The sequence below is a fragment of the Pseudomonas sp. Marseille-QA0332 genome (genome assembly GCF_054950175.1).
Window position 1 is genome coordinate 3,057,248 of record NZ_CM143106.1, and the last position, 12,741, is coordinate 3,069,988.

11 protein-coding genes are annotated in these 12,741 nt (G+C 62.7%); 2 read left to right on the forward strand and 9 right to left on the reverse strand.

Annotation, left to right across the window (positions count from 1 at the left end; all coding sequences use genetic code 11):
• Positions 1 to 21 precede the first annotated feature (21 nt).
• The 7 genes from dtd to ACY8GK_RS14215 all read right to left on the reverse strand — a co-directional run bounded on the left by dtd (position 22) and on the right by ACY8GK_RS14215 (position 6,899).
• Positions 22 to 459 (reverse strand): D-aminoacyl-tRNA deacylase, encoded by a 438-nt coding sequence (dtd, locus tag ACY8GK_RS14185; protein WP_462401482.1) that lies wholly within the window; start codon positions 457 to 459, stop codon positions 22 to 24.
• Complete coding sequence (pip, locus tag ACY8GK_RS14190; protein ID WP_462401483.1) at positions 456 to 1,427, reverse strand: prolyl aminopeptidase; 972 nt, start codon at positions 1,425 to 1,427, stop codon at positions 456 to 458. Before pip ends, dtd begins: the two co-directional genes overlap by 4 nt.
• 230 nt (positions 1,428 to 1,657) lie before the next feature.
• Complete coding sequence (locus tag ACY8GK_RS14195) at positions 1,658 to 2,227, reverse strand: lipocalin family protein (protein WP_462401484.1); 570 nt, start codon at positions 2,225 to 2,227, stop codon at positions 1,658 to 1,660.
• Positions 2,224 to 2,481 (reverse strand): outer membrane protein assembly factor BamE domain-containing protein, encoded by a 258-nt coding sequence (bamE, locus tag ACY8GK_RS14200; RefSeq protein WP_196175764.1) that lies wholly within the window; start codon positions 2,479 to 2,481, stop codon positions 2,224 to 2,226. The genes ACY8GK_RS14195 and bamE overlap by 4 nt, the downstream gene beginning before the upstream one ends.
• 108 nt (positions 2,482 to 2,589) lie before the next feature.
• Positions 2,590 to 3,186, reverse strand: a complete 597-nt coding sequence (locus ACY8GK_RS14205; protein WP_196175762.1) for a DUF924 family protein — start codon at positions 3,184 to 3,186, stop codon at positions 2,590 to 2,592.
• A 4-nt stretch (positions 3,187 to 3,190) separates the two neighbouring features.
• Positions 3,191 to 4,201 (reverse strand): class 1 fructose-bisphosphatase, encoded by a 1,011-nt coding sequence (locus ACY8GK_RS14210; protein ID WP_196175760.1) that lies wholly within the window; start codon positions 4,199 to 4,201, stop codon positions 3,191 to 3,193.
• Positions 4,202 to 4,448: 247 nt separating this feature from the next.
• Positions 4,449 to 6,899 carry a glycogen/starch/alpha-glucan phosphorylase gene (locus ACY8GK_RS14215; protein WP_196175758.1) on the reverse strand — a complete coding sequence of 817 codons (2,451 nt, stop codon included), beginning with the start codon at positions 6,897 to 6,899 and terminating at the stop codon, positions 4,449 to 4,451.
• Between the two features lie 181 nt (positions 6,900 to 7,080).
• Here ACY8GK_RS14215 and ACY8GK_RS14220 point away from each other — a divergent pair, with 181 nt between their 5' ends.
• Positions 7,081 to 7,485 (forward strand): YkgJ family cysteine cluster protein, encoded by a 405-nt coding sequence (locus ACY8GK_RS14220; RefSeq protein WP_196175756.1) that lies wholly within the window; start codon positions 7,081 to 7,083, stop codon positions 7,483 to 7,485.
• A 99-nt stretch (positions 7,486 to 7,584) separates the two neighbouring features.
• On the opposite strand, the gene typA is transcribed toward ACY8GK_RS14220, so the two are convergent.
• Both typA and thiI read right to left on the reverse strand, forming a co-directional pair.
• Complete coding sequence (gene typA / locus ACY8GK_RS14225) at positions 7,585 to 9,405, reverse strand: translational GTPase TypA (protein ID WP_196175754.1); 1,821 nt, start codon at positions 9,403 to 9,405, stop codon at positions 7,585 to 7,587.
• A gap of 126 nt (positions 9,406 to 9,531) precedes the next feature.
• Positions 9,532 to 10,986 (reverse strand): tRNA uracil 4-sulfurtransferase ThiI, encoded by a 1,455-nt coding sequence (gene thiI / locus ACY8GK_RS14230; protein WP_196175753.1) that lies wholly within the window; start codon positions 10,984 to 10,986, stop codon positions 9,532 to 9,534.
• Positions 10,987 to 11,317: 331 nt separating this feature from the next.
• Here thiI and glnA point away from each other — a divergent pair, with 331 nt between their 5' ends.
• The gene (gene glnA / locus ACY8GK_RS14235) at positions 11,318 to 12,724 is read left to right on the forward strand and encodes a glutamate--ammonia ligase (protein ID WP_196175751.1); all 1,407 of its coding nucleotides are present in this window, start codon (positions 11,318 to 11,320) and stop codon (positions 12,722 to 12,724) included.
• The last annotated feature ends 17 nt before the right edge of the window (positions 12,725 to 12,741 follow it).

Below are 12,741 nucleotides of genomic sequence, written 5' to 3' on the forward strand. Positions count from 1 at the left end.
CCCATGGAGCGCTTTTGTGCCTCATATTTGTAACATGAATGTTACAGGGCCATCATTGACCAGGTGAACCTGCATGTCCGCGCCGAAACGACCACTGCGAACCGGGTCATGCAGCTGCCTGGCCTGCGCCAGCAGATAGTCGAACAGCTCGGCGCCCAAGGCAGGCGGGGCGGCCGTGGAAAAGCTCGGCCGCATGCCGCTGCGGGTGTCTGCCGCCAAGGTGAACTGCGAGACCAGCAGCAGGCCGCCGCCCGTGTCCTTGAGCGACAGGTTCATCCTACCTTGCGGATCGCCGAACACACGATAGTTGAGCAACTTGTGCAATAGCTTGTCGGCATGCTGCGGTGTGTCCTGCGGCTCGACAGCGACCAGGGCCAGGAGTCCCTGGTCGATGGCTCCGACGGTCTGCCCTGCCACCTCGACCCGCGCCCTGCTCACCCGCTGGATCAGCCCCTTCATGCTTCTTCCAGCGGCAGGTCGAGCAGACGACGGGCCATCTGGTCGGCAGCCCGGACCAGCGCATCGGTGATGCCTGGCTCGGACGCCGCGTGCCCGGCGTCGCGGATGACCTTCAATTCGCTGTTGGGCCAGGCCTGGTGCAGTTCCCAGGCGTTGTCCAGCGGACAGATGACATCGTAGCGCCCATGCACGATAACCCCCGGCAGGTGGGCGATCTTGTGCATGTCCCGGACCAGCTGGTTTTCTTCCAGGAACGCATTGTTCATGAAGTAGTGCGATTCGATACAGGCGATCGACAAGGCACGCTGCGGATCGGAGAAACGGTCGACCACCAGCGGGTTGGGTCGCAGGGTGGCCGTCCTGCCCTCCCAGATCGACCAGGCCTTGGCCGCATGCATCTGGGCGATCTGGTCGTTGCCGGTCAGCCGCTTGTGGAAGGCCCTGACCAGATCGCCACGCTCCTCCGCGGGGATCGGCGCGATATAGTCCTGCCAGTAGTCAGGAAACAGGCGACTGGCGCCTTCCTGGTAGAACCAGTGGATTTCCTGGGGCCGGCAGAGGAAGACGCCGCGCAGGACCATGCCCAGGACTCGATCGGGATGGGTCTGCGCGTAGGCCAGCGCCAGGGTGGAGCCCCAGGAGCCACCGAAGAGCACCCATTTCTCGATGCCCAGATGCTCGCGGATGCGCTCCAGGTCCTCGACCAGATGCCAGGTCGTGTTGTTCTCCAGGCTCGCATGCGGCGTCGAGCGACCGCAACCGCGCTGGTCGAAGGTGACGATGCGGTAGACGTTCGGATCGAAATAGCAGCGGCTCTGCGCGTCGCAACCAGCCCCCGGCCCGCCATGCAGGAATACCACGGGCAGCCCCTCTGGCGAGCCGCTTTCGTCGACGTACAGCACATGCGGCGCCTCCACGGCCAGATCGTGCCGGGCGTAGGGTTTGATCTGCGGGTACAAGGTCTGCATTGCGCACTCCGTGTGAGGATTTAGTCTGCCGTTGGCATCATAAACCTGAATTGCGCTTTGAGCATGTGTACTTGTGGGGCATTGGACGCGAAGCGGCCGCGATGGGACGCAGAGCGCCCCCAGCTCACACGGTGCAAGGCCGAAAACCGTGTCGTCTGCCAGATCCCAGGCCGCGGCCCCCATCGCGGCACGGCGGCTCCTACAGCCGCCACGCACCCTGGCAGAGCCGCTCAATGCGCCTTGGCGATATCCCGGTCGGCCACTCGCCAGATCAACCGGCTGGTGTCGTACCCCTGCTGGCGGGCCCTGGCCAGCAACCTCTCACGTTCGACGACCGCCAGGGCGGGCGTGCGTGAAAGCACCCAGAGATGGCGGCGATCCGGACTGCCGACGATTGCGACCTGATAGCCTTCGTCGACATACAGAATCCAGTAGTCGGTCGTGGCCAGGCCGGGCATCAGGTGGCTGAACCAGCTGTCGAACTCGACCATCAGCCTGTCGCTCTGGCCAGGCACTTGCTGCCAGGCGCTGCCCTGCGCGCGCAGCCACTGGCCGTCGAGCGTGCGACAACGGTTCAGTACGCCTAGCGTACCGTCGCCACGCAGGTTGTAATGCGTCTCGGACTGGGCGCAGCCGCGCTCTAGGTACATCGGCAGGCGCGCCAGCTCGAACCACTTGCCCTGGTAGGCCTTGAGGTCGATGGCGCCGGCGGTGTTCGGCGCCAGCGAGTCGCCGGGCGTGGCACAGGCGCCGAGCAGGACGCTCAGGCAGATGCCCAGCAGGACCTGCAAACGTGTCATTTCAACCCCTGCCCGGAATACATCAGTACCTTGTCGGCGGCATACTGCACGCTGATGAAGCTCTGCTCGTCACCCCAGGTGCAGCTGCTCATGCCGAGCGCGCCGGCGCATTCGGTCGGCGTGCCGAGCAGTTGCTCGACCTCGCCCCGGGTCATGCCGGCCTTGAGCCTGGAATAGTTTTCCTGGTTGATCTTGCTGCAGGCAGTCAGGACGACGCACAGGGAAAGCAAGGCGAGAGAACGCATCGACGGCATGCGGGGGCTCCTGGAAAAAAGGGGCAGGCGTAGCGCCTGCAGGGGCCTTAGAAGCGAAAACGGCTCCTCGGTTCCCTGGTCACCCCTTTTTGTTCATCCAGCGCCTGTTCAGAAGCGCGAGCCTGGCTCGAGCAGGAAATCCATCTCCTCGTTGGTGCTCGGCCTTCCCAGGACCAGGTTGCGATGCGGGAAGCGTCCGAAGCGCTCGATGATGCGCTGGTGTTGCCGGGCATAATCGAGGAAACCTTCGAACAGCCGGCGATTGGCCTCGGGCTGCTCGTCCAGTAGAGACTGGTGGCGTTCGACCGACAGGTTCTGCCAATCGAGCACTTCCGAATGCTCCAGCACCAGCAGGATGAAAGCCCGCTGGATGGGCAGCAGCTGGTAATCCCAATGCTGCTGCAGCCCCTGCATGGCGATGACCTGGGCCCGCCGGTCGCCCTCGAACGCGCGCGGCGTGTCGCGATGGATCATCCGCGGCAGCTGGTCGAGCAGCAGGATCAGGCCCAGCCAGCCCTGCGGGCTCTGCTGCCATTCGTCCAGCCCTCCAGCCAGGGCCTGTTCAACCAGGTCGCCGAAGCGCTCGCGCGCCTCGTCGTCATGGTGCTTGCCGAACCACAGCGTGCTTTTCTCGTCAGCCACGGCCTGGGCACTGGTACCCCAGCCGAACCACCATTCCAGCAACGGCTGCCAAGGTGCAAGCATGAATCTACTCCTTATGATAGGCGGTAACGCGCTCGACCTCTTGCTTCGAGCCGAGGATCACCGATACGCGCTGGTGCAGGCTTTCCGGCTGGATGTCGAGGATACGCTCGTAGCCGTTGGTGGATGCGCCACCGGCCTGCTCGATGATGAAGGACATCGGGTTGGCTTCGTACATCAGGCGCAGCTTGCCCGGCTTGGACGGTTCACGAGCATCGCGCGGATACATGAACAGCCCGCCACGGGTGAGGATCCGGTGCACGTCGGCGACCATCGAAGCGATCCAGCGCATGTTGTAATTCTTCTTCAGCGGCCCGGTGTCGCCCGCCAGCAGCTCGCCCACGTAGCGCTGTACCGGCGCCTCCCAATGTCGCTGGTTGGACATGTTGATGGCGAATTCGGCAGTGCTTTCCGGCACGCGGATGTTCTCGTGGGTCAGGACGAAGCTGCCCAGCTCGCGATCGAGGGTGAAGCCCTTGACGCCATTGCCGAGAGTCAGCACCAGCATGGTCTGCGGCCCGTAGATCGCGTAGCCGGCGGCCACCTGCTGGGTGCCTGGCTGCAGGAAGGCCTTTTCGTTGAGCGTTTCGTTCTGGCTCAGGTACTCGTTCGGGCAGCGCAGCACCGAGAAGATGGTGCCGACCGAGACGTTGACATCGATGTTAGAGGAGCCATCCAGCGGGTCGAACACCAGCAGGTAGGCACCCTTGGGGTACCTGCCGGGAATCTGGTAGGCATTGTCCATTTCCTCGGAAGCCATGCCGGCCAGGTGCCCCCCCCATTCGTTGGCTTCGAGCAGGATCTCGTTGGAAATCACGTCGAGCTTCTTCTGCACCTCGCCCTGCACGTTCTCGGTGCCCATGCTGCCCAGCACGCCACCCAGGGCGCCCTTGGAGACGTTGTGGCTGATTTCCTTGCATGCGCGCGCCACCACCTCGATCAGGAAGCGCAGATCGGCAGGGGTATTGTTGCTGCGGGTCTGCTCAATCAAATAGCGACTCAGGGTAACGCGGGACATGTGTGGCTCCGGAAAGGGAATAAGGTAGGTAAACCTACGCAGTTTACAGGGAGAGTGGCAGGCTAGCGAGCCGCCAGGCAGTGCCCGACGCCCGTCGGCCAAGGCGCCAGGGCCTGTCGAGGAGACCATGCTGGCTCCTCGTGCCCGGCTCCAGGGCCGCGGCTTGCGCATCTGACGACCTGGCGCCAAGGTAGTTCAGCACCGGCCTGGAGACTTGTCCATTCCAGGCCGGCCGAAACACCTGCCTTCATTCCAGCGCCTTCCAGATGTCGGTGGCGTACTCGCGAATGGTCCGGTCGGACGAGAACCATCCCATGTGCGCGGTATTGAGCACGGCCTTGCGCCACCACTCCTGGGGCTGGCGCCATAGCTCCTCGACACGCCGCTGGGCTTCCCAATAGGCATCGAAGTCGGCACATACCAGGAAGCGATCATGCTCGACCAGGGCATCGACCAGCCCGGTATAGCGCGATGGATCGTCCGGCGAGAACACCCCGCTGCGGATCGCCTGCAGCACATCGTTGAGCCGGTGGGAAACGGCGATCGCGGCATTCGCGCCAAAGTCGCCGCTGCGTCGACGCGACTCGACCTGCTGGGCGGTAAGGCCAAAGATGAACATGTTCTCGATACCGACGTGGTCGCACATCTCCACGTTGGCACCGTCGAGCGTGCCAATGGTCAGCGCGCCATTGAGGCCGAACTTCATGTTGCTGGTCCCGGAGGCCTCGTAGCCTGCGGTGGAGATCTGCTCGGACAGGTCGGCGGCCGGAATGATGCTCTCGGCCAGGCTGACGTTGTAGTTGGGCAGGAACACTACCTTGAGCAGACCGCGCACGGTCGGGTCGTTGTTGACCACCCGGGCGATGTCGTTGGTCAGCTTGATGATCAGCTTGGCCTGGTGGTAGCTGGCCGCTGCCTTGCCGGCGAAGATCTTCACGCGCGGTGCCCAGTCGGTCCCCGGCTCGGCGCGAATGGCCTGGTACAGCGCAACCGTGTGCAACAGGTTCAGCAGCTGGCGCTTGTATTCGTGGATGCGCTTGACCTGTACGTCGAACAGCGCCTCGGGATTGATCGTCACGCCCAGGCGCTCCTGGATGATGCTGGCCAGGGCACGCTTGCTGTGCAGCCGCTGGGCCGCGAACTGGCGACGGAAGCTGGCCTTGTCGGCGTACGGAGCCAGGTCCTGCAGGCGCCCTTCGGGATCGTCCAGCACTTGCTTGCCCAGTGCCTCGACCAGCATGTCGGTGAGCTGCGCATTGGACTGGTAGAGCCAGCGGCGGAAGGTGATGCCGTTGGTCTTGTTGTTGATCCGCTCGGGATAGAGCTTGTGCAGCTCGGCGAACACGGTATCGCGCATCAGCTTGCTATGCAGCGCCGAGACACCGTTGACACTGTGCGAGCCGAGGAAGGCCAGGTTGCCCATGCGCACGCGCCGGCCGTTGTCTTCTTCGATCAGCGACACGGCACGCAGCACTTCGAAATCATGCAGCCCCTTCGCCCGCAAGGCATCGATGTGATAGGCGTTGATCAGATAGATGATCTGCATGTGCCTGGGCAACATGCGCTCCATGAGCGAGACCTGCCAGGTTTCCAGGGCCTCGGGCAGCAAGGTGTGGTTGGTATAGGCCAAGGTCCTGACGGTCAGGTCCCAGGCGGTATCCCAAGGGATCTCGTGCAGGTCGACCAGCAGGCGCATGAGTTCGGCCACCGCGATCGACGGGTGGGTGTCATTGAGCTGGATGGCAGCCGCGTCGGGCAAATTCAGCAGCGTCTCGTGCATGGTCAGGTGGCGTCGCAGCAAGTCCTGCAAGGATGCCGAGACGAAGAAGTACTCCTGGCGCAGACGCAGCTCCTGGCCGGCTTCGGTGCTGTCGGCGGGGTACAACACACGCGAAATGCTTTCTGCCCGGGCCACCTCCGCCACTGCCCCGAGGTGGTCGCCGGCGTTGAAGCGTTCCAGGTGCAGCTCCTCCAGCGCGCGTGCCCGCCACAGCCGCAAGGTATTGACGCTGGCGCCACGCCAGCCGACCACAGGCGTGTCGTAGGCGACCGCGCGGACCGTCTCGCCTGGGGTCCAGATCTGTCGCTGCTGGCCGTCGGCGTCCTGCACGGTTTCGACGCTGCCGCCAAAGCTGATCGGATAGATCACCTCGGCCCGCTCGAACTCCCAGGGGTTGCCGAAATCCAGCCAGTTCTCGGTCTGCTCCTGCTGCCAGCCATCGACCACCGCCTGGCGGAACAGTCCGTGCTCGTAGCGGATGCCATAGCCATGCGCGGCAATGCCGAGCGTCGACATGCTTTCCATGAAGCAGGCCGCCAGGCGCCCTAGCCCGCCGTTGCCCAGAGCCGCATCGGGCTCGAGCAGACGGATCCGTTCGAGGTCCACATCCAGGCCGTCCATGGCTTGGCGAGCGATCTCCAGCAAGCCGAGATTGCTCAGGCTGTCGTACAGCAGCCGGCCGATCAGGAACTCCAGGGAGAGGTAGTAGACCCGCTTCTGGCTGCGTCTGTAGGACTGGCGGGTGTGATCCATCCAGTGATCGACCATGTGGTCGCGGGCGGCCAGGGCGACGGCTTCGAACCAGTCGTGTTCGAAGGCGTGCTCCGGATCCTTGCCGACCGCGTAGGTCAGTTTGTCCAGTACAGCGGCGCGGAAGGCAGCCACCTCTGCGTCACGTGCGGTGAGTTCCTGAGACATGCAGCGTCCTCGGGCAAGTTGACGAAATACGGATGGGAAGATTGAGCCTAGACGCTTCGACACGCAGCGCCTGGCTGGGTTCGAGGTTTCTGCCGCGTGCGCCGAACCGGCGAAAGGTCATCCACAGGCCTGGCGACTCCGGTATGATCGCGCGCCCCGTCCCCTTGCCCTTTGTCGAAAAATGAAACCGACCCTGATCGCCGCTGCCGAAGTCGACCGCCTGGACACCTGGCAACGTTATGCCAGCCACATGTGCGGAGGCTGTCACTCGACCTGCTGCACACTACCGGTGGAGGTGAAGATCAAGGACCTGATCCGCATCGGAGTGGTCGACGAATTCGAGCAGGACGAGCCGCCGAAGAACGTGGCCAAGCGCCTGCAGAAAGACGGCATCATCGAACGCTTCAATCAGAAGTCGGGCATCTTCACTCTGGCCCGGATGAGCAACGACGATTGCCTCTACCTAGATCGCAAGAGCCGGCTGTGCACCATCTACGACAAGCGTCCGGATACCTGCCGCAACCATCCCAAGGTCGGGCCGCGGCCGGGCTACTGTGCCTACAAGCCAAGGATGCCTGGGCGTTGAACACCTTCTGCCCATAGCCCTGGCAGCGGGTCCAACCCGGGCACGAAAAAGCCCCCGGCCTTGCGGCGGGGGGCTTTTTCATTCAGCCAGCGCTGGCGATCAGGCCTTGGCTTTCTTGGCCGCGCGGGTACGCTCGCCTTCGTCCAGGATCTTCTTGCGCAGACGGATCGACTTCGGCGTCACTTCGCACAGTTCGTCGTCCTGGATAAACTCGAGTGCCTGCTCCAGGGTATGGCGAACCGGCGGTACCAGGGCGATGACTTCGTCCTTGCCCGAGGCGCGCATGTTGTCGAGCTTCTTGCCCTTGGTCGGGTTCACGCCCAGGTCGTTGTCACGGCTGTTCAGGCCGATGATCTGACCATTGTAGATCTCCTGGCCATGCTCGACGAACAGCTTGCCGCGCGCCTGCAGGGTTTCCAGCGAGTAGGTCAGCGCCTTGCCGGTCTCGACCGATACCAGCACGCCGTTCAAACGGCCGGACATCTGGCCCGACTTCATGGTGTCGTAGCGATCGAAGATCGAGGTCAGGATGCCGGCACCGTTGGTCAGGGTCAGGAACTGGTTGCGGAAGCCGATCAAGCCACGGGCCGGAATGTTGTACTCCAGGCGAACGCGGCCCTTGCCATCGGGCACCATGTTGGTCAGATCGCCCTTACGCAGGCCCATCTCTTCCATGACCTTGCCCTGGGATTCCTCAGGGATGTCGATGGTGACGTTCTCGAACGGCTCCTGCTTCACACCGTCCACTTCGCGAATGATCACTTCAGGACGGCCCACGGCCATTTCGAAGCCTTCACGACGCATGGTTTCGATCAGCACCGACAGGTGCAGCTCACCACGACCGGAGACCTTGAACTTGTCCGGGGAGTCGGTTTCCTGAACGCGCAGGGCCACGTTGTACAGCAGCTCCTTGTCCAGACGGTCCTTGATGTTGCGACTGGTGACGAACTTGCCTTCCTTGCCGCAGAACGGCGAATCGTTGACCTGGAAGGTCATCGAGACGGTCGGCTCGTCGACGGTCAGTGGCTTCATCGCCTCGACGGCGGTCGGGTCGCACAAGGTGTCGGAGATGAACAGCTCGTCGAAACCGCTGATGCAGACGATGTCGCCTGCCTGGGCTTCTTCGACGTCGACGCGGTGCAGGCCATGGTGGCCCATCAGCTTGAGGATACGGCCGTTACGCTTCTTGCCGTTGGTGTCGATGGCAACCACCGGGGTGTTCGGCTTGATGCGACCACGGGCGATGCGGCCCACGCCGATGACGCCGAGGAAGCTGTTGTAGTCCAGTGCCGAGATCTGCATCTGGAACGGGCCGTCGAGGTCGACGCTCGGTGCCGGTACGTTGTCGATGATCGACTGGTACAGCGGGGTCATGTCTTCGGCCATGTCGGTGTGGTCCAGACCGGCGATGCCGTTCAGGGCCGAGGCGTAGACGACCTTGAAGTCCAGCTGTTCGTCGGTGGCGCCGAGGTTGTCGAACAGGTCGAAGATCTGGTCCAGCACCCAGTCGGGACGCGCGCCCGGGCGGTCGACCTTGTTGATGACCACGATCGGCTTGAGGCCGGCTTCGAAGGCCTTCTTGGTCACGAAGCGGGTCTGAGGCATCGGGCCGTCCTGGGCATCGACCAGCAGCAGCACGGAGTCGACCATCGACATCACACGCTCCACCTCGCCACCGAAGTCGGCGTGGCCGGGGGTGTCGACGATGTTGATGTGATAGCCATTCCAGTTGATGGCGGTATTTTTCGCCAGGATGGTGATGCCGCGCTCTTTTTCCTGGTCGTTGGAGTCCATCACGCGCTCGTCGTTGAGCTCGTTGCGCTCCAGGGTGCCGGACTGGCGCAGCAGCTTGTCGACGAGGGTGGTCTTGCCATGGTCGACGTGGGCGATGATGGCGATGTTACGCAGATTTTCGATCACAGGTGTATCTCGATCAGAGGATTCGGTTGCCGCCAGTCTAGGCGGCCAATATGAATGAATGGTGCTCAGCGGGCCCGTGGGTCGGGAGGGCGATGGCGGATGCTGCCGCCATTGAGCCCCGGAACCTTATGCCGGACGATAAACACGCACATTGGCATGTCCCTCACTGAGCAGATGATGCGCATGCAGGCGGCTCATGACGCCCTTGTCGCAATAAAGCAGGTACTGGCGGTTGGCATCGAGCTGCTTGAAGCGGCTGTTGATCGCGTAGAACGGCAACGCCTGCACTTCGACGCCCTCGAGCACCAGCGGCTCGTCTTCCTGGGCATCGGGATGGCGGATGTCGATCACGATCTGCCCTGGCAGGGCCTCGGCGACTTCCTCGATCTCCACGTCCTTGCCCAGTTCGTCGATGACATTGTCGATCGAGATGAAGCGGGCGCGCTCCAGGGCGCGCTCGAGCACGGCCATGTCGAACTGCTCTTCCTCGCGGGCGACCCGGTGCGGCTTGGCGCAGGTGGTCGGGTTCACCGAGATCACGCCGCAGTATTCAGGCATGTGCTTGGCGAATTCGGCGGTGCCGATCTGGTAGGCGGTATCGATGATGTCCTGCTTGTGGCTGGCCAGCAACGGACGCAGCACCAGCTTGTCGGTAGCCTGATCGATCACGGCGAGGTTCGGCAGGGTCTGGCTGGATACCTGGGAGATGGCCTCGCCGGTGACCAGCGCGTCGATTTCCAGGCGATCGGCCAGGCGCGCCGAGGCGCGCAGCATCATGCGCTTGAGCGTGACACCCATGTAGCTGTTGTCGACCTTGCCGAGGATCTCGCCGATCACCTCCTCGAAGGGCACGCTGATGAACAGCACGCGCTGGCTGCTGCCGAATTTCTTCCACAGGTAGTGGGCCACTTCCATCACGCCCAGCTCGTGGGCTCGGCCGCCGAGGTTGAAGAAGCAGAAGTGCGTCATCAGCCCGCGGCGCATCATCTGGTAGGCCGCGACGGTGGAATCGAAGCCGCCGGACATCAGCACCAGGGTCTGCTCGAGGGCGCCCAGCGGATAACCGCCGATGCCTGGATGGCGGGTATGCACCACATACAGGCGTTGGTCACGGATTTCCAGGCGCACTTCGACCTCGGGATGTTTCAGGTCGATGCCGGCGGCACCGCACTGCTGACGCAGCTGGCTACCGACATAACGGTCGACGTCCATCGAGGTGAAACCATGATGGCCACCGCGCTTGCAGCGAACGGCGAAGCGCTTGCCGGCCAGCAGGTGGCCGAAGTGCTCCCGGCACTTGGCGACGATATCGTCGAAGTCGCCCAGCGGGTATTCCTCGACCTGCAGGAAGTGCGCGATGCCGGGCATGCAGGTCATGCGCTCGATCATTTCGCGCTGAACCTTTTCATCCTCGACGCAGGTGTTCACCTCGAGATTGTCCCAGACACCCTCGACCGCGAGCTGCGGATCGAGATCCTTGAGCACGGTACGAATGTTCTTGCCGAGCTGGCGGATAAAGCGCTTGCGCACCGGCCGGCTCTTGATCGTGATTTCTGGAAAGACTTTGACGATGAGTTTCATGAAAACAGCGCGCGCATGCCTGCCGAAAATGGGGGGCGCGAATTATAGCGGAAATTGCTCAAGCTTTGAGCAACTTTTGTACAGACGGCAGGCATGGCACTTTTTTGGTGCGCATGTTGCCTTGAATGCATCCAAAGGGTGCATCCAGTCGGCCGTTTTGCACCGAGATGCCGTGCGCAAGCACGTACATGGCGCAACCTGGCCATTTTCGGGCACTGGCATGCAATTTGCTCCCTTGTGAGGCAGGTAAGCTTGGCCGACTATGCGCGCCCAGCGGCAACCTTTTTCCAGGGTAGCGGCCCACCGTGCCCTAGACCATCCGGAGGACAACATGTCGAAGTCGGTTCAACTCATCAAGGATCATGACGTCAAGTGGATTGATCTGCGTTTCACGGACACCAAAGGCAAGCAGCAACACGTCACCATGCCAGCTCGCGATGCACTGGAAGACGACTTCTTCGAAGCTGGCAAAATGTTCGACGGTTCCTCCATCGAAGGCTGGAAGGGCATCGAAGCTTCCGACATGATCCTGCTGCCGGATGACAGTACCGCCGTGCTGGACCCGTTCACCGAAGAACCGACCCTGATCCTCGTCTGCGACGTGATCGAGCCTTCCACCATGCAGGGCTACGACCGCGATCCGCGCGCCATCGCCCGTCGCGCCGAGGAATACCTGAAGTCCACCGGCATCGGCGACACCGTCTTCGTCGGCCCGGAGCCGGAGTTCTTCATCTTCGACGAAGTGAAGTTCAAGTCCGACATTTCCGGCGCCATGTTCAAGATCTACTCCGAGCAGGGCTCCTGGATGACCGACCAGGCCGTCGAAGGTGGCAACAAGGGCCACCGTCCGGGCGTCAAGGGCGGCTACTTCCCCCTGCCGCCGGTCGACCACGATCATGAAATCCGCACTGCCATGTGCAATGCCCTGGAAGAGATGGGCCAGGTCGTCGAAGTGCACCACCACGAGGTAGCGACTGCCGGCCAGAACGAGATCGGCGTCAAGTTCAACACCCTCGTGGCCAAGGCTGACGAAGTACAGACTCTCAAGTACTGCGTACACAACGTCGCCGATGCCTATGGCCGCACCGCGACCTTCATGCCCAAGCCACTGTATGGCGACAACGGCTCGGGCATGCACGTGCACATGTCCATCTCCAAGGAAGGCAAGAACACCTTCGCTGGCGAAGGCTACGCCGGCCTGTCCGATACCGCCCTGTACTTCATCGGCGGCATCATCAAGCATGGCAAGGCCCTGAACGGCTTCACCAACCCGTCCACCAACTCCTACAAGCGCCTGGTGCCAGGCTTCGAAGCCCCGGTCATGCTGGCCTACTCGGCACGCAACCGTTCGGCCTCGATCCGCATCCCGTACGTGTCCAGCCCGAAAGCCCGCCGCATCGAAGCCCGCTTCCCGGATCCGGCCGCCAACCCGTACCTGTGCTTCGCCGCCCTGCTGATGGCCGGCCTGGATGGCATCCAGAACAAGATTCACCCTGGCGATGCCGCCGACAAGAACCTGTACGACCTGCCACCGGAAGAGGCCAAGGAAATCCCGCAGGTCTGTGGCAGCCTGAAGGAAGCCCTGGAAGAACTGGACAAGGGCCGTGCATTCCTGACCAAGGGCGGCGTGTTCTCCGACGACTTCATCGATGCCTACATCGAGCTGAAGTCCGAGGAAGAGATCAAGGTCCGCACCTTCGTCCACCCGTTGGAGTACGACCTGTACTACAGCGTCTGATGTAGGCGACGCCAGGC